Here is a 20,012-nt window from a genome sequence, read left to right as displayed (position 1 = left end):
AGGCTACTTACTTTACTTTTGCGCCAAAGTTGGTACCTACATGCTGGGAATAGCGGTAGAAGAATGCAGCGGTAGCGTCGCGGTTAATGGGATCTGCCGGGCGGAACGTGCCGTCGTTCCAGCCAGTTGCAATGCCTCGTGTATACATCCAGCTAATCTCCTTATAGAAAGGGCTCTGCGGGGTGAGGTCGCTGAACTGCGAATGGCTGGGAGCAACATAGTAGGGCTTGTCTGCAAAACGGTAGAAGAACGCTGCCATAGCTCCACGCTGAATCTTCTCGTGCGGGCGGAACGTGCCGTCGTCCCAACCGGTGGTGATGCCCTGATCGGCGAGCCAGGAAATCTCTTTATAGAAAGGATCGCCCGGTTTTACATCGGTGAACTTAGAGGTTGCCGGAGCAGTATATTCCGGTGAACCCGCTGCGCGGTAGAAGAACGCTGCCATAGCGGCACGCTCGGTTTGTTCGTGGGGGCGGAACGTACCATCTTCCCAGCCGGTAGTAATCCCCGTGTTAGCTAGCCACGTGATCTCATTATAGAACTGGTAATCGGGGGTGACGTCGCTAAATTCAGAAGCAGAAGTACCTGCCAGCTCAACGGTAGTACGCACCTGGGTACCCACTACGCCGGTGGGGTCGGTGAGGGTAACTTCGTGCTGACCTGCAGAAAATTTGTGTCCAGCTAACGAGAGATCTACCTTAGCGGCGCCGTCCTGTACCGGTACAGTGCCGATTTTTACGCCGTCCACAGCTACATCAAGCGAGGAAAGCGCAGGCACACCGTAGCTCTGAGTCGCAAGATTAGAGACGTCGAAAGTAAGTTTTCCTGCTAGGCCGTAGGATTTCGCAACGTTCTCCACGCGTACGCCCTGCTTCTCATAACGAGCCGAAACAGTGCCCTGCTCGCGCAAGTAATTCACAAAAGCGTCGGAATCAACCAGCGCGGTGTCTTTAGCATTGATGCCCTTGGACAGTGTGATGAAATTATCGCCACCACCAAGCAAGAAAGAGGGAACGGCAACGATGAAAGTATCAGAATCCTGAACTTCCTTACCATCCACAAAAATCTGCTGAATATGATTGCCACGCTGAGCGTAGCCAGGAGCATCTGCAGCACCTGAATAGGTGTATGTAACGTTCTTAGACAAACCAAGCTGCAAGTAGGGGCGCGCCGCCATGTTGCCGGCGGCATCCTGCTGCCACTGTTCCTCGAGAACCTGCTTGAGCTGAGCGCCGGTGAGCTCGGTCGTCCACAAGTTATTGGCAAAGGGAGTCACCGCGACGGCGTCGGCAACCTTCAAATCTCCTACAGCAGTAGAGAGTGAAGTACGCAGGCCGTTGGGGAATTCATCGCGCAAACCGCCGGGGTTCACAATGCCGATATCGGCGGGGGTGCGGCCGGTCGAATTCGCCGCCGCCAGGTACATATCCGCTACCAAGTGACCCATCGTAGATTCGCGGTCGCGCTGGTCAAAACCACCGCGGTTAGCGGCTTTAGCGGGATCCCAACCGGTAGTGATTTTATCTTTTAGAGTGGCAATCTTTTCATTGCCCTTCTTAGCAGCGTAAGCGTTAGCATCGGTAAGGATTTTGTTCGTCTGGGTCAGTACCGGATCGGCAGCAATTTCCTCCGGAGTAGGGGATACCGCGCGCTTATGCAGCGTGCTGGTGTAACCCAGAACGTTGTTCTGAGAATCAAGGGAGAGGGTGACATCACCCAGGTTATCGCCATAATTGCCGGTCTGAATAACGGGACGAGTTTTACCTGCCTCGCCAGGAACCGGTGCATCCATCACGTATTCCTGGTGAGTGTGACCGGTGAAAATCGCGTCTACCTTCGGCGAAGTGTTAGCAACAATCGGATCATTCAGATTGGAAACATCTACACCCTGGTGGTATTCCGCCACAATGACGTCCGCTTCGCCGTTAGCCTCGTTACCATCAGAGAGCTGGTCTGCATACTTGTTAGTTGCCGCTACGGTGTCCCCGAAATTCACGCTGGCAAGGGCTGAAGGGTCGGTGAGTTGCGGAGTTTCGGCGGTTACGGTTCCAATGACGCCGATTTTTGTGCCGTCAGGGCTGGTCACAATCGTAAAAGGTTCTAGAGCTGGTTTGCCGGTTGCTTTATCGGTAACGTTAGCGCCCAAAATGGGAAAATCTGCAGACTGAGAAATACGGTTCTGCAAATCAGCCAGACCTCTGTCAAACTCATGGTTTCCCGCGGCGCTCGCCTTCAAGCCCAGAGCGTTGAGGTAGGAGATGGTGGGTTCGTCGTCCTGCACGCTAGAGACGTAGAGCGAAGCGGAGACGTTGTCGCCTGCCGAAAGCAACACTGAATTGGAGTTTTCGGCGCGCTGCTGCTGAACGGTGTTAGCTAACCCGAGCCCAATATCCATGCTGATGCGACCGTGAAAGTCATTGATATTCAGCAGTTGTAGCTCACGCGTTCCGTCTGCTGCCTGTGCGGGCAAGCAGGTGAGGGGGATGACGACGAGGGCCAGGGAAAGTGCGCCAGCAGCACCGGCGTGGTTCAAGCGAGAAGTCACGGTTGAATCCTTAGGATGAAATGTGTGTTTTATTCCACTTCACAGAGTAGCCGGTGAGAGTGAATCTGAAATGAACGGCTCACAAAAATTCCTGAGAATCCGCGGAACCCAAAAAGGAAAGACCTTTTGATATGAGTAAATGAGTGAAAAGTCATTATTCTTTCTCGCTTTAAAACCGAAAAACCTCTTAATTTTTGCCCTCAAACATGGTTATATTTGTAGGCGGAAGAACCGACAATCATTTCGTCGGCAAGTAATTTGCGCGATTAACCCCATGGTTTCTTCCTCAAAACTCCCCATTCCCCTTCCCTATACTGTGAAAAGATTTATGTTCAATATCCCCCGCATAGCTATCCGTTCAACAGCTCTCTCTGTAGCGTTCGCCCTGCTTGCTACCAGCATTCCCGCGCAGGCTGCTCCAGCGACAACCCAAGACTTATCCACACTGACTAATGGTTCAGAAACTAGCCAGGTGCAAGAAGCACTCCCTGAATCCGACGTCCTGAAACCTGCCCAGCTCGAGGCGGCTCCGCCCGTCACCGGCGATGGCAACCCGGGCGCTACGATGGGTCAAGGTCTCAAAAAAATGTCTCAAACTGCTAATCTTTCTGAGGCTTCTCTCAAAGAGGCGCAGCAAGAGATTAAAGCTGCTCAGGACGGAAAGGATGTTGCAGTGAGCGCTCACGAGTTTGACTCTGCACTATCCGACGCCACCGAGCAGTCGAAGGAAAAAGTGACCTCCGGCGCCGCCGCAGTAGCCATCAGCCCCACCGGCTCTGGCGTGTTGGGTATGGACGTCTCCGGCTGGCAACCTATCGTCGACTGGGATGGCGAGTACTCTAAAGGTGCACGATTCGCCTATATTAAAGCGACCGAAGGTGATAGCTACGCCTCGCCGTCCTTCTCTAACCAGTATGTAGGTTCCACAGAGGCCGGAATGATGCGCGGTGGCTACCACTTTGCTATTCCTACTCTCGAATCCACCGGCGCAGAGCAGGCGCGCTACTTTATCGCTAACGGCGGCGGGTGGAGTGCTGACGGGCGCACCTTGCCCGGTCTGCTCGATATTGAGTACAACCCTTATTCTCAGCTGGGTAATATGTGCTACGACCTCTCGCCAGCTCAAATGCGTGCATGGATTCAATCTTTCGTTGATGAATACCGCCGTATTACGGGGCGTTACCCAGCTGTGTACTCCACCGCGAACTGGTGGAATACCTGCACCGGCAATTCCACCCTCTTCAACTACCTACCCCTACACCTAGCAAGCTACAGTTCTACCCCCGGCGCGATGCCCAGCGGCTGGACTAACTATGACATCTGGCAATACACAGATGACGGCCCCTTTAGTGGCGACTCCAATGTTTTCAACGGAACTTTGAGCGACCTTCGGAACTTTGTCACAGTGCCCACCTATAAGCCCAAGGGCGCGCCTGCTACCGCAACCATGACTTTCCGCGACGTCCCTACCTCTCATCCGTTCTATAGGGAAATCACGTGGTTAGCTAATGCCGGCATCTCTACTGGCTGGGCTGATCGCACTTACCGACCTGACGAGAGCAATAGCCGTGCGGCAATGGCTGCCTTCCTCTACCGTCTGTCGGGTTCACCTGCATATACTCCTCCGGCAAAGTCTCGATTCAAGGACGTTCCCACCTCGCACCCGTTCTATAAGGAAATTAGCTGGCTAGCGGCATCCGGTATTACTACCGGCTGGGCTGATGGTACTTTCCGCCCTGATGAGAACATCAGCCGTGCCGCTATGGGCGCTTTCCTCTATCGCTTAGCAGGTTCACCTTCTTACGCTCCAACGGCAAGCTCTGCCTTTAAGGATGTCCCGACCTCTCACCCGTTCTATAAGGAAATTAGCTGGTTGGCATCAAGTCAGATTACTACTGGTTGGTCCGACGGCACTTTCCGAGCAGAAGACGCGATTAGTCGAGCAGCAATGGCGGCATTTATTTACCGTTACTCGCGTATTGCATAAAGCCTAAACGAGAACTAAAAAATACACAGTTCCGGTAAAAATACATTCTTTAGCATGTATTTTTACCGGAACTGTGTATTTTTTTGAGCAATTAAGAAAGCTATATCCTAAGCGGGCACGGCGAGAAAGCGGGGGCGGGTGTGATTTTCATAAGGGATTCCTAAATTTCTCTAAAAACGGTGGGTAGAAAAAGTGTTATCTATACCATAAATACTAGAGTTAGTATCATGTAAAACAAAGCGAAGAAAACCGGTTAGTGGTCGGATGGCGCCGAAAAAGAGAGTGATTCTTTAGAGTCTAAAAAATATAGACTAATCAGCAGGCTATAAAACCGTTCTACTTATGGGTGGATAGTTTTGGAAGAAAATAATCCTTTATGTCAGGGGAGCGAAATATTTGAGATCTTGACCCAAATGTTTCAAACCTAAATCAATTCCAATCTTCCACACATCAGCACGATGTCCGCCGGTCCTAATAGTTTCCACTACCACCGAAGTCGGCGGGGTAACTGCCGCGACGAATCCCGGCAAATCCTCCATTGCTAGCGGGTCGTCGTCGCTGGCGAAGAAGTAGATATTCACATTCGGCTTATCCTCTTTGACCCGTTCCGCTAATAAATAGCGGGAATCGTTTTGGTTATTCCGCTGCTGACCATTGGAGTAAATCGGGGCGAAATAGCCCGACTGGTTAAGCGAAGCACCAAAAATATCAGGGTGGCGCACCGCAATCATAGAAGAGCACCACCCACCTGCCGAATACCCGCTGGTTGCCCAAGCCCCTGGCTCATCAATAGTGCGCAGATTCTGCTGAATCCACCCCACTAAATCCTGAGCAATAAAGGTTTCTGTGTGGTGGGCAGGGGAATTTTTGCCGCCCTGAGTGCCGTCAACGCACTCGGTATCCGTAGTGCCGGGCATGACGTCGGGAATAACCACCACGGCGTCCTGCATATCTCCTGTTGCAACGGCGTCGTTGATTCGCTGGCCCATCTGCAGATCGCTCACGTAGGTTTGCGGGCTACCCGGGTAGCCGGGGAATGCCATAATGACCGGGAAAAAACGGTTCTTATCCTGGAAATAGGATGCCGGAAGCCACACCAACACGTTGTAGGTTTCGCCGCTAACCTGCCCATCGAGGGTGAAAGGGATGTAAGCCCCCTGCGAAGTATCGGCGGGGATGTGCGCGCCAAGCACAGGATTGTTGTGAATATCTGCCTGAAGTTCGCTGGGCTGATGCAACACTGCGGAATGAGTATGCGCGGTTGCCTTGCTCTCGGGGCTGGCACCAAATTCTTTCTGGACAACCGTCTCATCCGCCGGATTGCCGGTTAGGGAACCCCAGGAGGGATACCAGCTGTTCTCTTTGTTAAGGATGACGACGGCGGTAAGCAACAACAGCAGGGCCGTCAAGATAACCGAGACACCCTGCACCACGTACTTAGTCCAGCCCCTCTTCCACAACCGCGGAACGCCCACAATGGTGCCAATGAGAACCAGGGCGGTGACAGCAACCACCAGCCAGATGAACAGAGAATCTGTAGGTTGCACGTGCGGCTCACTTTCACCAAGTGTTTTATTTAGCAAATAAGGGTATTTTATTTATACAGGTACTAGCTTGCCCCCAAAGCGCAACCAAAGTATCAGCAGACACTCTCATCGTCGGGAAGTATTGCTGAACTCACTGGGAAATTATAGAGAGAAACTATGCACGCTAAACGCTCCACATCATATGCTTCATCACGATGGAGTCGCTTCAAAGAGAGTGACGAAATAATAGCCCGCTGGGTCATCGGCATTTATTCTTTTGGAACTGCTCTGACTCTGATGTCTTGGATTCTCTCCCCGCTTCACCGAGGGCGTTCGTCTACCTGGTGGGAGCTCACGTTTACCTACCTCAACGTGCCGGTCAGCCGGTCTTTGGTCTCGGTGATTGTAATGGCTCTTATTACCGTAAACCTGGTGAAACGTCGCAGAGCTGCACTGAACGCCGTAGTAACTTTCGAAATCTTAGGAGTCTTGGCGAGTATACCTTTAGTAGCCAAGGTGTTTTCCTCCGAAAATATACTCAAAACGTTACTTCATTCTTACAACCCCATCCTTGATATTCTCTCTATCGTGGTGGGTATTGTCTCCATCTTCTTCCTGTTCCACGCCCGCCACGCCTTCCCTGCTCGGCTAGGGCGAAGAAACTGGTCAGGCGCTATCGTAGTAACGCTCATTGGCTTGGGTGTTACCATACTTCTTGCTGGAGTCTTTGGGAACATTCAGGCAAGCCACGGATCCGGAGACGCTTGGCGAAACGCTCTTGACTATTTGCTTTCCGGGATAGGGCTACACCTCCCGGGCCACCACCCGGAACAGTACTTTCTCAGCAAAATTTTTCAAGAGATGATGGAACTCAGCTACGCCGCGTGCGTTCTTCTCTTTATTTTGATGGTTCTGCGCAATCCGCCGGAGAAAAACGTATGGACGCCCGAAACCGAGCTGGAACTGCGCGAGCTGGTACACGCCTACGGCGCTAATGACTCGCTTTCTTACTTCGCAACCCGCCGCGACAAGCTCATCGTTTTCTCCGATGACCGCAAAGCAGCGGTAACCTACCGACTCATCCGCTCGGTGTGCCTTGCATCGGGTGACCCGGTGGGTGCGCCGTCGTCCTGGGCATCAGCTATCGCCAACTTCACCCAGTATGCCCGCACCTACGGCTGGAACCTCGGCGCCATGAGCGTGAGCGAAGAAGGCGCCAAAGCCTATGCTGCCGCAGGGCTATCCATTACCTATATGGGCGATGAAGCAATCCTTTACCCCGATCGTTTCTCCCTCAATAACACCTCGCTGACCGACGTCCGCCAGGCAGCTCGCCGTCTCGAATCTGAAGGTTACGAGGTGCGCATCCAACAGCATTGCAACCTATCTGCCGAACGGATGCAAGAAATTATCGCAGACATTGACTCCTGGCGCCACGGTGAAACCGAACGCGGATTCTCGATGGCGCTGAACCGTTTGGGCGACCCTGCCGATGGCAGAAGCACCCTGGTGACAGCTCATGACCCTCAGGGGACGATCGTCGGTATCCTCTCCTTTGTGCCCTGGGGACGCCGCGGCATCTCACTAGACATCATGCGACGTTCGCCGCAAGCCCCCAATGGGGTTGTGGAATTCATGGTTGCCCAGCTCATGGAACAGGCGAGCGAAGTCGGTATCAAAGAAGTTTCCCTCAACTTCGCTATGTTCCGTAAAACCTTCGTAGAGGCCGACCACTTTGGTGCAAGCCCCTGGACGCGCGCGGCGTCCTCCACCCTTGGATTTCTCGACCGCTACCTCCAACTTGAACGCCTTTACCGCTTCAACCAGAAATTTGATCCCTTCTGGCAACCTCGATACCTCGCTGCCGAGTCGATTGTGACCCTGCCTTCGGTAGCGATTGCTTCGGGAATTGCAGAAGGATTCCTGCCCGAATGGCTCAGCCGCAAAACATCCACCGGCGGTAGCCTCACCGACGAACAGCTCAAACAAGCGCTCGAAGTCGAACGGCATACGGTGGCGCCGGCACCGGTAGAACACCGCTTCAACGATCAAAGCAAGCACCGCATCCGCCACATGAAACAGCTCCGCGAGGCGGGGATGAACCCCTACCCACTAGGCATTTCTACTCAGCTCACCCCCGCGCAGTTGGCAGAAAAGATAGCCACGTTTGAGAACGCTGCAGTAAGTGGTGCATCTACAAGAGAACGGCTATCGGTGGCTGGACGCGCTCGCGCTATCCGCTCCTTCGGTTCGGTCGTTTTTGTGGAGCTCATCGACGGCGCTACCACCGTGCAGGTGGTATGTGAGAGAGGACGATTTGAAGCCTCCGGTGCCGATCTTGACTTGCTACGCCACAACGCGGATACGGGCGACATCCTGGTCTTCGAAGGGGCGTTGGGACGTTCTAAAAACGGAACCGCCTCCCTCTTGGCATCTAGCTGGTTTATGGGCGCGAAGTCCTTGCACGCCATCCCCTTCGAAAACTTCAAAGACCCTGAAGCGCGCTTGCGCCGTCGTTCCACAGACCTCATTGTGAACCCGCAACAACGGGAGTTCTTGAAGATGCGCACGTCAATCATTACCTCGATTCGTGCGACTCTGGACGGAGAAGCCTTTACCGAGGTTGAAACCCCTATCTTGAACTCAATCCACGGTGGGGCTTCCGCACGCCCCTTCAAGACCTTCATCAATGCCTACGGTGCCGAACTTTACCTACGTATAGCCCCCGAGCTATATCTCAAGCGCCTGGTTGTAGGCGACATGGGCGCGGTCTACGAGTTGGGGCGAGACTTCCGCAACGAGGGCGCCGACGCCACCCACAACCCCGAATTCACCGTGTTGGAGGCGTATAAACCGTTCTCCGATTACAACGGGATGCGCGAAATTACCGAATCGCTCATCAAAAACGCTGCCCGCTCGGTCTTCGGCACCGAATCGTTGCCACTGGGGGAGAAGGGCGCTGATGAGCGCGTTCTTACCGACGTCTCGGGTTCGTGGCCGGTGAAAACCGTGTGCGGTGCTCTCAGCGAGGCGGTTGGAAGGGAAATCTCCCTCGATACCGATTTTGAGGTGCTGTTGAAGCTAGCACGCGAAAACGAAATCTATGTTCGGGACGACATGGGAGCTGGCGCCATCATCGAAGAACTCTACGGCGAACTGGTAGAAGCGAATACCATCTTCCCCACTTTCTACAAGGATTTCCCCGTGGAAACCTCCCCGCTCGCTGGCCCGCATCGGTCGGAGGAGGGACTCGCTGAGCGGTGGGACTTAGTCATTAACGGTATGGAGCTGGGTACCGCTTACTCAGAAATGGCGGATGCGTTGGAACAGCGACGTCGCCTCACCGAACAATCCCTCAAGGCCGCAGCGGGCGACCCCGAGGCAATGGAAATTGATGAGGACTTCCTCTACGCACTAGAAACCGGATTACCTCCCACAGGTGGTTTGGGAATCGGTGTGGATCGTCTGGTCATGCTGATGACCGGAACCCAGATTCGCGGCGTGCTGAGCTTCCCGTTCGTTAAACCTGCGGTGCGCTAAGCATGGATTTAGCGCGCTACTTCTCGCTCGTTTTTCCCCTAGGGTTAGCGGGCTTTGACCCCGCTCCACTGTTCGTGGCGCTTTACTTTCTCGCTAAAAACGGGAATCGTTCGGGACGACGCACGGTGCTTGGTTTCAGTTTGCTTATTCTGCTGGGCGTTACCACGTGGGGACTTTTTCTGAGTCTAGTTTTTGGGGATTTTATTGCCCGATTGCCCTGGCACCAGATTTTTCACGCCATTCTTAACGCCGGCGTGTGGACGCTACTGGGCAAGTTAATTATCGGACTGGGGTTGCTGGGCTACGGACTCTTTCGTCTGTATCAATTGCGCCGTGGAACGAACAGCGAAACTGAGAAACCTGCTAAAAACCGTAGCGCCTCAGGACTGGTTGTTTTCGCGCTAATTTTCATTCTGGTGGTGACCACCGACGTACCGTTTGCCGCTTTCGTGGCGGCGTCGGCGTCACAGCCTTTATGGGCTCAATGCGTGGGGCTTGTGCTGTGGTCTCTTCTTTCCCAGTTCCCGCTCACATTCTTTGTGATTGCACTGATTGCAGGGAAAGAAGCGCTCTTCTCTAAGGCGCTGGCTTTCGTGCGCGAGCGGTTCGGGGCGGCGCTACGGTATGTGTTGCCGGTGCTGTGCGTGGCGTTGGGAGGGGCGTTCCTTCTGGACGTGATTCTGTTTCCCGCTACTCGCTTTGCTCTTCTCCCGTTCTTGCATGTCTAGGGAGAAACGAATGACCGCCTGAGCGTGTTTTGACCATGTACATGTGGTCAAAACGAGCTCAGACGGTCACTTGGTCGGGATTTATGGGTTTACCGACGTCCTGAATCGTCGGAGAAGACGTCGGGAACGCCGTCGGCATTCTCATCTAAGCTCTCGCGCAACTCCACATTCTTGTAATGCTTATTGCGCAGGGAAAGCAGGAAGCCACCCACTACTGCCGCCGTCACGGATCCCACGAGAATGCCGACCTTGGCGTTCTCCGTATGGTGGGAACCGGTTTCAAAGGACAGTTCGGCAACCAGCAGCGAAACGGTAAATCCGATACCGGCGGTCACTGCCATACTGATGACGTCGACCCACTTGATGTCGGGGTCCAAGTTTGCGTTGCGCAAGCGGGTAACTAGCCACGTGGTAAGCGTAATACCAATAGTTTTGCCGAATACCAGGCCAAACATAATGCCTAATGCAACAGAGTCGGTCAGCGCGGTGCTGAGCCCGTTCCATCCACCGATGTAAACACCGGCTGAGAAGAACGCAAAAATTGGTACACAAATGAGCGTGGAAAGCGGGCGCAGACGGTGCTCAAGAACTTCCGCCAGCCCCGCCCAGGCGTCTGCCTTGCGTGCTTGCTCGGTGTATTTCACCGGAACACAGAAGCCTAGGACGACGCCCGAGATGGTCGCGTGAATACCGGATTCGAGGAAGAGCGCCCAGGTGATGAGGCCGAGGGGGAGGAGAATCGCCCACGCCGTCCAGGGCTTTTCGTGGAAGAGCTTTTCCTTTTTATAGGCGAACCAGATGTAAAGCAAAATTGGAATGATGGCCGCAATCAGGTACCAGGGCTTGAAGCTGTTGGTGTAGAAAATTGCGATGATGAAAATCGCGATAAGGTCATCTACCACTGCCAAGGTCAGCAAGAACGTCCGTAGAGCGGCGGGGATATAGGATCCGACGGCAGTAATAACAGCTACGGCGAAGGCAATATCGGTAGCTGCAGGAATTGCCCACCCGTGAACAGCCTCAGGTTGGGAAGCATTGATTGCAAAGTAGATGATTGCAGGAAGAGCCGCGCCGCCAAACGCTGCGGCGATAGGAACGATGGCGCGCCCGGGGTCCCTGAGGTCGCCAATCACGAATTCTTTTTTTAGTTCCAGACCGGTGAGGAAGAAGAAAACTACGAGCAAACCATCTGCCGCCCACTGACTCACGGTCATCATGAGGTGGTGGAAGAAGGGTACGTTGAAACCTAGCTCAAAATCGCGCACTCCAAAATATAGGTCTCGGGCAGGAGTATTGGAGAAGACGATTGCCAGAATAGTCGCGCCCAGCAGAACAAAACCGCCCAGCGACTCTTTACGCAATATCTCTGAGATACGGGTTGATTCAGCGTAACTTCCGCGCGATAGCGTGCTGTTTGTGGGCTGAGGAGAAGCTGGGGAGCTAGACATATGCGTGCGTACACCCTTCTGCTGAGTTGGTTCGATTGGAAAATCGCTGCCGGGTATTTCAGGTTTATCTAACGTCTACTGTACTGAATTCAGCAAGGGGAAGGATTTGAGGTGCGGGAGAATATCGGATGGTGGACATCTTTCCCCGCACCTCGGGAGGTATTGCGTTAGTGAGATTTTGCGCCGTCGTCTGTAAAGACGTCGGGTACGCCGTCATCGTTCTGATCGATTTTTTCTTTCTCTTCAATCTTTTTGAAGTGGCGATTGCGGGAGCTGAGAATAAGCGAGCCGAGGATTGCCGCGAGTACGGAGGCAGTGAGAATCGCGATTTTGGCGTAATCGTTATAGCTGGAGCCGATGCCGAAAGATAGCTCTGCGATGAGGAGTGACACGGTGAATCCGATTCCTCCCAGAGAGGCAAGACCGAGCACGTCAATCCATTTGAGGTCGGGGTCAAGGTTTACTTTGCCCAGGCGGGTAATGAGCCAGGTTGCGCCTGTAATTCCGATGACCTTGCCGCAGACTAGCGCTACCATGATTCCAACGGCAATGGGCTGGCTGAGTGCTTCGGTGAAGCCGTTCCAACCACCTATAGCCACTCCCGCAGAGAAGAACGCGAAAACTGGAACACAGAACCCTGCAGAAATGGGGCGAACCCGATGTTCCATCACCTCCGCTAAACCTGCATGAGCGCCCGCCTGTTCTGTATGGCGGTTAGGACGCACCGGAATCAGAAATGCCAGTACCACTCCGGCGATGGTGGCGTGAATTCCCGAGTTGAGGAACAGCGCCCAAACCACACCGCCCAGGGGGAGCAGAATAAACCAGGACGACGCGGGGTTGAGGTGGAAATGGCGCTCACCTAGGCGGGCGATCAGGGCGTAGACCACCAGGGGAATGAGTGCCCAGAGTAGGTAATGAATCTTGAGGTCAGAAGAATAAAAGAGGGCAATAATCACGATGGCTATGAGATCATCGACCACTGCCAGGGTGAGCAGGAAGGTGCGCAGGGCGGCGGGGAGATGCGTGCCGATGACTGCCAAAACTGCAACGGCAAACGCGATGTCGGTGGCTGCAGGAATCGCCCAGCCACCCAGGGCTTCGCTACTGGAATTCAGGTTGATGAGTGCATATAACACGGCTGGAACTGCCACTCCACCTGCTGCCGCCAGAACGGGTACCAGAGCTTTACCGGGGTTGCGAAGGTCTCCCACCACAAACTCTTTTTTCAGTTCTAAACCGGCGAGAAAGAAGAAGACTGCCAATAGACCGTCGGCTGCCCAATGACCAAGCGAGAGTTTGAGGTGAAAATCGCCGATGTCTTGCCCTAGGTAGGTATCGCGAAGTCCGAAGTAGAAGCTCTGCAACGGCGAGTTCGCCAGGATAAGGGCGACAACTGTTGCCCCTAATAAAATGAATCCACCAACGGACTCTTTGCGGAGAATTTCGGTGATGCGGGTGGTCTCACGGTGCGAACCACGGGACAAAATAGCGTTTGACATAGCGCTCCAGGGTTGAAGAAAGAACGGCTACTCAGCTCTGACTAGTGGAATCATAGTTTTGAAGCCGCACTGTAGAAAACGGAGTAGGCAGACCAGACTTCCCTGCACACCAGTGAAACAGACTACCATATTCCTAAAAATCGCCTATCATCGCTTATATTTTGCTCACAAAAGTTCCTTATCCCACCGTGATAGTTCTAAGATTAAAGGGGCAAAAACTATTTACGTATCAACAAAAATTGAAACGGAGCGACCATGAGCGCAGAGAACCCAACACAGGAACATGAAGATTTTCCCTGGTTGAGTGAGGAAGAGCGTGAGGGTTGGCTCTTTCTGACGAGCGTGTTCTTCAGCTTGCCTGGTCAGTTAGAAAATCAGCTTCAGCGCGATTCTGACTTAAGTTTTGTTGAATATATGGTTCTCGCCATGCTTTCTGAATCTCCTAAACACGCATTGACCATGACCGAGCTGGCTCGCCAGACCAGCACTCTTCTTCCCCGCCTTTCGCGGGTGGTGAGCCGTTTGGAAAAGGACGGCTTCGTGGAACGTTCTGTGTATTCCAAGGATCGCCGGGTATCTATCTGCCACCTCAAAGAAGAGGGGCTGAAAAAGGTGGCAGAAGCTGCGCCTGGGCATGTGCAGGAAGTGCGCAAGCAGATTTTCTCTCACCTGGGTTTGCGTCAGATTAAACAGCTTGCACGAATTGGCGAATCGGTGCTGGGTGCAAAGCCTTCTGAGGTCATCAATCTGAGTAACTCAACTATCATCGACTAACCCGTTTTTACTGGTCAGAGCGCCCTTGGTGAAGATTCTTTCACCAAGGGCGTTTTGTGTGAGGTGGTATAGTGCACCTTAAAATTAGTTGACACGTAAATTAGTTTGTTGATGAGATGAAGATATGACTCAATGAAATAACTCCTCAATATCCCTCGGACTTCTTATCTTGCGCGTTGTTCTAGGCGTAACTTTTTTCATGCACGGCTGGTAAAAACTCAATGAGTGAACTCTTGCGGGAACCACTGAGTCATTCATTCAGATGGGCGTGTCCGCCCCGAGCTCATGGCACCGGCCATCATGTGGCTCGAACTTATCGGCGGCGTCCTGTTGATGATTGGCGTTGCTACCCGCATCGTCGGCATCCTCTTTGCGCTGGATATGCTGGGTGCGATTGCTCTCGTACATGGATCTGCTGGTTTTTCGCGGCAAATGGCGGCTTTGAATTCGTATTGCTGCTCGGCGCTTGTGCTCTTGCGTTAGCTCTGACTGGGTCTGGCGCATACGCGGTAGACGCACTATTTGGTCGCAGAAAAGCTGTACGCGCATAAATCCCCTTTTTCAATCGCCCGTATCCTCAGGATGCGGGCGATTTTTGTTATCCACAGAAGTTATACACAGCGTGGAAAACTTACACAGGTGTGATTATCTCGGAAGCAGGGTTAAGGTTTTTAAGGACAGGGTACGGTGGAAAAACCTAAAATCCCGGTTTCTAGGGAAATTTTTCACCCCGATGAGGGGAATCGGAAAACGTGCGCAGGGGTGCCGAAGCGCGTACGGTGTTTATTATCCACACCTGTGGATAACTCTGTGAACAATATCCACTTAAAGTGGGGAAAACGAAAACTATCTGTGGGGAAGCCAATTGAAAAACCGCGAGAATAAGCGGTTCTGAGGATATTTTCAGGCTTATCCACAGAAGTTATGCACAGCGTGGAAAACTTACACATGTGTCATTATCGAACATATATTTGGTGTCCCAACTAATACTTTGAAGAAAAAATCCCGGAAAAGTCGCTCTTTTGAGACGTCTTGTTTGCCTTAAATTCAAAGTGTTCGATTTTCCCACAGAGTTATCCACCGCCTGTGGATAACTTTCTGCACTTAATCCACTTAAGGGGTAGAAAAACCCTTGGTGGAAGATGGTATCTCGCCCTACCGGCTCCGCACGGCGCGCTGACGCTGGGAAAACCTCAAACGTTGGTTCATGCAACTGCGCTGGGCAATTCTTGTGTTTGTGCCCAGCTGGTTCTTAGGCACTTTCATCTCCTTCTTCGTTATTCCGCTTCACCTCTTTTCCAAAGGCACGATGCACCTCTTCCATCAGGTCTTAGACCCCGGCGCCCAAATCTTTGTATTTTCTGGAACTCTGGTGGTGGAAACCGCCCTACTGGTTCTAATCCTCCCCGCCCTCGCGCAAATTCTTGCCAACCGGCGTCGAGAAAAACTAAGAAACTACCTCACATCAGAAGAGGCAGGGTAGACGTCGGAGAGAACTGGGAGAAGTTTATGAGGAGGTTGCCCGCATCTTAGCGGTGCGTGAAAGTTTGTTACGAAAAGGCGACAACTCTCACGATGATGCGTAAACTTAGTAATGAAAGTTTTCCGCTATAGAAAGGTAACTCCTCATGGCTGAGAAGTACGTACTTCCTGATCTTCCTTACGATTACGCAGCTCTAGGGCCCCACATTTCGGCTCGCATCATGGAACTGCACCACGACAAGCACCACGCAACCTACGTTGCAGGCGCTAACACCGCTATCGAGAAGATGGAAGAAGCTCGTGAAAAGGGCGACTTCGCAAACATCGGCAAGCTCTCCAAGGACCTTGCATTTAACCTCGGTGGCCACACCAACCACTCGGTTTTCTGGACCAACCTTTCACCTGAGGGCGGCGACAAGCCTACCGGTGAACTCGCAGCAGCAATCGACGAATTCTTCGGTTCATTCGATGGCTTCCGTGAGCACTTCACCAACGTAGCAACCACCATCCAGGGTTCCGGCTGGGCAATCCTCGCATGGGACACCGTGGGTAAGCGCCTCGTTATCGAGCAGCTTTACGATCAGCAGGGCAACATCTCCGTTGGTCTGATTCCCGTTCTGCAGCTGGATATGTGGGAGCACGCTTTCTACCTGGATTACCAGAACGTTAAGGGCGATTACGTCAAGGCTTTCTGGAACATCGTCAACTGGGCAGATGTTCAGGAGCGCTTTGCACGCGCAACCTCACAGACCAAGGGTCTGATTATTTCTGAGGCATAAGCCTGAGCGCATAGCAAGAATCCCCGCCCCTCTCATTGATTAAGAGGGGCGGGGATTTTTTGTTGAGTCTTATGAGTTCTGACCGGCGTAGTGTGTTTTGACCACGAGTATCTGGTCAAAACACACTACGCCGGTCAGCGGGTACTGGTTCGTTAGCCGAGCTGATCCAGGTAACCACTAATTTCCGCCAGCCCCTCGCGTAGAGTTTCTTCCGAGCAGGTGTACCCCAGGCGGTAGTGTTCGGGTACTCCAAAGGCAGAACCGGGAGTTAACAGCACCCCGGTTTGTTCCAACAGTCCGATAGCAAACGTACGGTCGTCCACCGGCGCCTCAATCTTCAACAAAGCCGCTGACCCGGCGTCGGGTTTCACCCAGCTTGCTCGCGGTTCGTTCTCTAACCACTGCTCGACGACGGCGCGGTTGCGGTTGAGGATGCTGCGAGAGCGTTTTAAGAGCACTTCGTGATGTTCGATAGCTAGCGCGCCCAGTAAATCATCCAAAACGCCTACCGAAATAATTGAGTAGTCGCGTTGATCGGCAAACTGTGCTTTCAAATTTTTGGGGATCACAGCCCAACCTACGCGCAGGCCGGGTAGCGAAAAGGCTTTAGAAAGTCCGCTGGTAGCGATGCCCTTTTCATACAAATCTGCCACAGAGGGGACAGGCTCCACACCGGGGGCTTCTACCCCGCGATAGACCTCATCGCAGAGAATGTAAGCGTCTACCGAGCGGGCAATACCTACGACCTCCGCCATCATGGCGGCGTCCATCAGTGTGCCGGTGGGGTTGTTGGGGTTAGTGAGGCAGATGAGCTTGGTGGAGGGGCGGACGGCCTCCCGCAACTCCTGCAGATTCGGCAAGTAACCGTTCTCTGGAAGTAGCGGTAGAACCGTTACCTCAGCGCCAATGGACTCGGCAATCGCTGCATGCTGATCGTACGAAGGGCTGAATGAAATCACGTGATCCCCGGCGTCGGTCAGCACTAAATGTGCCAGATGATTAGCGCCAATAGTGCCATGTGCTAACGTCACCCGATCGGGGGTTACATTTTCGTACAGCCCCGAAATTGCCTTGCGGATGCGCTCACTACCGGGAATCGCCCCGTAGCTGAGCCGCGCGTCTAGAAGCTCGTCCAAAGCAGAATCTCCCAAACCGGTGAGTTCAAAAAACTCCCGCAGTGACAGCGCCGAAATAGAAGTTTCAGCGAGATTCAACCGAGCGGAATCTTCAAATTCGTTGAGCCACAACTCAACCCCAAAGGGAGCTATCTGCATGATGAATCCTTGAAAACTTAGACGACTGTATTCGAGGTAGTATCCACACCCTGGTCAATCAATTGACCGAGCTTAGAGTGCTTGAAGCCGTAGAAGGCGTAGTAGACAAAGGCGACGGCAATCCAGATGGCGCAGACAACCAGAGTCACTATCTGCAGACGGCTAATAATCACTACACAGCCCAAAACTGAAAGGATTGGAATGACGGGGTAGAGGGGCACCTTGAAAGAGCGAGGCAGGTTCGGGTGAGTGCGGCGCAGAATCATCACGCCAATAGAAACAACCAAGAAGGCGAGCAGGGTGCCGATGGAAGTCATCTCAGCCAGGAAGTTGATGGGAATAACACCCGCAAGAACAGCTACCACCACGGATACAATCCACGTATTGATGACCGGCGTGTTTGATTGAGGATTGACTTTCTGGAAGACGGGTGGAATCAGACCGTCATTAGACATGGAGTAGAGGATTCGGGTCTGACCGTAAATTACTACCAAAGTAACCGAAATAATGGAGATAACAGCGCCTGCTGAGAGTACCGTCGAGAAAATCGTTGAACCGGTAATATCGGTCATGATCTGTGCTAAACCAGCTTCTTGACCCTCAAACGCCTCAGTGGGTTGCGCGGCGATAGCCACAATAGCTACTGCCACGTAGAAAGTAGTCACAATAATCAGCGAGAGAATAATCGCCAGCGGCATGTTGCGGCGTGGATTCTTAGCTTCAGCACCTGCGGTGGAGACGGCATCCAAACCGACAAAGGTAAAGAACACAACGCCTGCCGCACCCAGAATTCCCTGTGCACCGGCGTCCCAGAAACCAGCAAAATGGTCAGAGTTCCAGCCCTGAATACCAATCGCAATAAACAGAAGCAACACTACAAGCTTGATACCTACCATAATGGCGTTTGCGGTGGTCGATTCGCGCGCACCGCGAGAGAGCAAAAGCCCACAACCCAGCACCAAGACGACGGCGGGTAAGTTGATAATGCCGCCTTCTTCAGGCGCATACGAGAGCGCCTCGGGCAGAACAAATCCGAAGAGATTACTGCACAGTTCATTGATGTACTGGGACCAGCCAACGGCAACTGCCGCGGCGGAAACACCGTACTCCAGTAGGAGGCAGGCACCAATCAGAACAGCTACACCTTCGCCCATGGTTGCATACGCATAGGAATAGGATGATCCCGCAACCGGCACCGCTCCTGCCATTTCTGCGTAACATAGAGCAGTCAAACCAGCCACAACCCCGGCAATAATGAACGAGACAATGGTGGCAGGCCCTGCCATGGGAACGGTCTCGGAAAAAATAAAGAAAATACCGGTACCGATAGTTGCGCCCACGCCCAAGGAGACTAGCTGGGGCAAGCCGATATTACGTACTAAGCCGGGTTTGCCGTGAGCATCGTCAATGCCAATATCTTCACTGATGGATTTACGGCTCAGTAGCCGTTGCGCGATAGTTGCCAACGCAAACTCCTTGGGCGGAATAACAAGAATAGATATACAATACCACGCGATTATATACAGCGTGGGGTTGTAACTCGTGCCGTCTTGTTATGCACCTATCGGCAGACTAGTTGCTGCCAGGGCGCGCCGTTGCGCTAGCTGATGCGGATTGCTTCTCCGCCTGAGAAAGCCCTGTCTCATCGTAGTAATTGTCACCTAGAGCGGTACGCAAATCTTCCATCTGCTTCTGTACAGCATCTAGAGTCACAATCGAGCCGAGATAACTGGCAGGAGCGGACTCTGATTCATCGAGCGAATTATACAGGGCAGAGGCTTTTTGGTAGACCACCTTGCGCTCGTCCTCATTAGACTTATCTCCAGCGGACTTCACCTGATCGATGGCGTCCTTCAACGCATGAGGAACGGTGCACTCCGTATCAGTGGAGTAAATCCCCTTGCCATCTTTCGCCGCTTGCTGCTGCGCCTCAGACACCTTCGGATAGAACTCATCCTTCTGCGTAGCGAAAGTAGTCGCTGCCATACCAGCGCCAGTTACCTCAGCATTGACGAGATCTTCGCCTACCAGTACCGCGGCATCGAGGAAGCCAGAGGTACCCACCTGAGCGTCGTCAAAATTCAGCGTAACTTCCTGTCCGACAGGAAGCTTAGACGCCAAAAAATCCTTAGATTCTTGCACCATGCAAGACCCCGAAAGAACGTTATTATTCTCCGACGGCGCGACTACGTTCAAGAGACGCACCTGCTCGGACTTGCCGTCAATCTCAACGGTAACTGTATTACCGGTATCAACCGACTTTACGGTTGCTTTCTGTCCGTCCTGATAGTGGCTCTTTGCCTGAGAGGAAACAGGGGCCGACGACTCCTGCGCAGACGAACAACCGGTCAGCGCAACGGCCGAAACACCTAGCGCAACGAGAAGAGGGGAAACCTTCATGAAGAATCCTTCGGGGGAAGTGAAAGG

The 20,012-nt window shown here is 53.0% G+C and carries 14 protein-coding genes; 7 read left to right on the top strand and 7 right to left on the bottom strand.

Translation table 11 applies throughout. From position 1 onward, the window contains the following. Positions 1–7: 7 nt before the first annotated feature. The gene (locus A7E48_RS08110) at positions 8–2,545 is read right to left on the bottom strand and encodes an S-layer homology domain-containing protein (RefSeq protein WP_068171965.1); all 2,538 of its coding nucleotides are present in this window, start codon (positions 2,543–2,545) and stop codon (positions 8–10) included. Between the two features lie 328 nt (positions 2,546–2,873). On the opposite strand from A7E48_RS08110, the gene A7E48_RS11410 reads away from it, so the two are divergent. Beyond that, the gene (locus A7E48_RS11410; RefSeq protein ID WP_068171962.1) at positions 2,874–4,532 is read left to right on the top strand and encodes a GH25 family lysozyme; all 1,659 of its coding nucleotides are present in this window, start codon (positions 2,874–2,876) and stop codon (positions 4,530–4,532) included. 374 nt (positions 4,533–4,906) lie between these two features. On the opposite strand, the gene A7E48_RS08100 is transcribed toward A7E48_RS11410, so the two are convergent. After that, positions 4,907–6,079 (bottom strand): esterase family protein, encoded by a 1,173-nt coding sequence (locus A7E48_RS08100; protein ID WP_068171959.1) that lies wholly within the window; start codon positions 6,077–6,079, stop codon positions 4,907–4,909. Positions 6,080–6,235: 156 nt separating this feature from the next. Between A7E48_RS08100 and lysX the strand changes: the two genes are divergently transcribed. Continuing rightward, positions 6,236–9,598 carry a bifunctional lysylphosphatidylglycerol synthetase/lysine--tRNA ligase LysX gene (lysX, locus tag A7E48_RS08095; RefSeq protein WP_083147306.1) on the top strand — a complete coding sequence of 1,121 codons (3,363 nt, stop codon included), beginning with the start codon at positions 6,236–6,238 and terminating at the stop codon, positions 9,596–9,598. Between the two features lie 2 nt (positions 9,599–9,600). Further along, a complete protein-coding gene (locus A7E48_RS08090) occupies positions 9,601–10,326 on the top strand; it encodes a hypothetical protein (protein ID WP_068171957.1) in 726 nt (241 codons plus the stop codon). Between the two features lie 89 nt (positions 10,327–10,415). Here the strand turns inward: A7E48_RS08090 and nhaA (A7E48_RS08085) are convergent, their stop codons facing one another. Then, entirely contained in the window at positions 10,416–11,774 is a 1,359-nt protein-coding gene (gene nhaA, locus A7E48_RS08085) for a Na+/H+ antiporter NhaA (RefSeq protein WP_068171944.1), read from the bottom strand. A 167-nt stretch (positions 11,775–11,941) separates the two neighbouring features. Then, positions 11,942–13,276 carry a Na+/H+ antiporter NhaA gene (gene nhaA / locus A7E48_RS08080; protein ID WP_068171941.1) on the bottom strand — a complete coding sequence of 445 codons (1,335 nt, stop codon included), beginning with the start codon at positions 13,274–13,276 and terminating at the stop codon, positions 11,942–11,944. A 255-nt stretch (positions 13,277–13,531) separates the two neighbouring features. Here nhaA (A7E48_RS08080) and A7E48_RS08075 point away from each other — a divergent pair, with 255 nt between their 5' ends. From A7E48_RS08075 to A7E48_RS08060, 4 genes are all read left to right on the top strand, one after another. Beyond that, positions 13,532–14,050 (top strand): MarR family winged helix-turn-helix transcriptional regulator, encoded by a 519-nt coding sequence (locus A7E48_RS08075; protein ID WP_068171937.1) that lies wholly within the window; start codon positions 13,532–13,534, stop codon positions 14,048–14,050. 300 nt (positions 14,051–14,350) lie between these two features. Beyond that, positions 14,351–14,533 carry a DoxX family protein gene (locus A7E48_RS11610; RefSeq protein WP_369796772.1) on the top strand — a complete coding sequence of 61 codons (183 nt, stop codon included), beginning with the start codon at positions 14,351–14,353 and terminating at the stop codon, positions 14,531–14,533. 724 nt (positions 14,534–15,257) lie between these two features. Next, positions 15,258–15,533 (top strand): hypothetical protein, encoded by a 276-nt coding sequence (locus A7E48_RS08065; RefSeq protein WP_068171933.1) that lies wholly within the window; start codon positions 15,258–15,260, stop codon positions 15,531–15,533. 145 nt (positions 15,534–15,678) lie between these two features. Next, positions 15,679–16,311: a superoxide dismutase gene (locus A7E48_RS08060; protein ID WP_068171930.1), complete on the top strand. Its 633-nt coding sequence runs from the start codon at positions 15,679–15,681 to the stop codon at positions 16,309–16,311. Between the two features lie 152 nt (positions 16,312–16,463). Here A7E48_RS08060 and A7E48_RS08055 read toward each other — a convergent pair whose 3' ends face one another. From A7E48_RS08055 to A7E48_RS08045, 3 genes are all read right to left on the bottom strand, one after another. Then, on the bottom strand, positions 16,464–17,585 hold the full coding sequence (locus A7E48_RS08055; protein WP_068171928.1) for an aminotransferase class I/II-fold pyridoxal phosphate-dependent enzyme: 1,122 nt from the start codon (positions 17,583–17,585) through the stop codon (positions 16,464–16,466). Between the two features lie 17 nt (positions 17,586–17,602). Then, on the bottom strand, positions 17,603–19,051 hold the full coding sequence (locus A7E48_RS08050; RefSeq protein ID WP_068171925.1) for an APC family permease: 1,449 nt from the start codon (positions 19,049–19,051) through the stop codon (positions 17,603–17,605). A gap of 106 nt (positions 19,052–19,157) precedes the next feature. Further along, positions 19,158–19,985 (bottom strand): thermonuclease family protein, encoded by an 828-nt coding sequence (locus A7E48_RS08045; RefSeq protein WP_068171922.1) that lies wholly within the window; start codon positions 19,983–19,985, stop codon positions 19,158–19,160. Positions 19,986–20,012: the final 27 nt, after the last annotated feature.

The sequence above is a fragment of the Rothia sp. ND6WE1A genome, from assembly GCF_001683935.1.
GTDB classification, from domain to species: Bacteria; Actinomycetota; Actinomycetes; order Actinomycetales; family Micrococcaceae; genus Rothia; species Rothia amarae.
The sequence above is the reverse complement of the archived record's forward strand: the minus strand, read 5'-3'. Positions and strand labels throughout refer to the sequence as shown.

Coding starts and splice junctions, on each gene's coding strand:
- A7E48_RS08090 (WP_068171957.1), top strand. CDS start 9,601: ATGGATTTAGCGCGCTACTTCTCGCTCGTTTTTCCCCTAGGGTTAGCG.
- A7E48_RS11410 (WP_068171962.1), top strand. CDS start 2,874: ATGTTCAATATCCCCCGCATAGCTATCCGTTCAACAGCTCTCTCTGTA.
- A7E48_RS08075 (WP_068171937.1), top strand. CDS start 13,532: ATGAGCGCAGAGAACCCAACACAGGAACATGAAGATTTTCCCTGGTTG.
- lysX (WP_083147306.1), top strand. CDS start 6,236: ATGCACGCTAAACGCTCCACATCATATGCTTCATCACGATGGAGTCGC.
- nhaA (WP_068171941.1), bottom strand. CDS start 13,276: ATGTCAAACGCTATTTTGTCCCGTGGTTCGCACCGTGAGACCACCCGC.
- A7E48_RS11610 (WP_369796772.1), top strand. CDS start 14,351: ATGTGGCTCGAACTTATCGGCGGCGTCCTGTTGATGATTGGCGTTGCT.
- A7E48_RS08055 (WP_068171928.1), bottom strand. CDS start 17,585: ATGCAGATAGCTCCCTTTGGGGTTGAGTTGTGGCTCAACGAATTTGAA.
- A7E48_RS08060 (WP_068171930.1), top strand. CDS start 15,679: ATGGCTGAGAAGTACGTACTTCCTGATCTTCCTTACGATTACGCAGCT.
- A7E48_RS08045 (WP_068171922.1), bottom strand. CDS start 19,985: ATGAAGGTTTCCCCTCTTCTCGTTGCGCTAGGTGTTTCGGCCGTTGCG.
- nhaA (WP_068171944.1), bottom strand. CDS start 11,774: ATGTCTAGCTCCCCAGCTTCTCCTCAGCCCACAAACAGCACGCTATCG.
- A7E48_RS08065 (WP_068171933.1), top strand. CDS start 15,258: ATGCAACTGCGCTGGGCAATTCTTGTGTTTGTGCCCAGCTGGTTCTTA.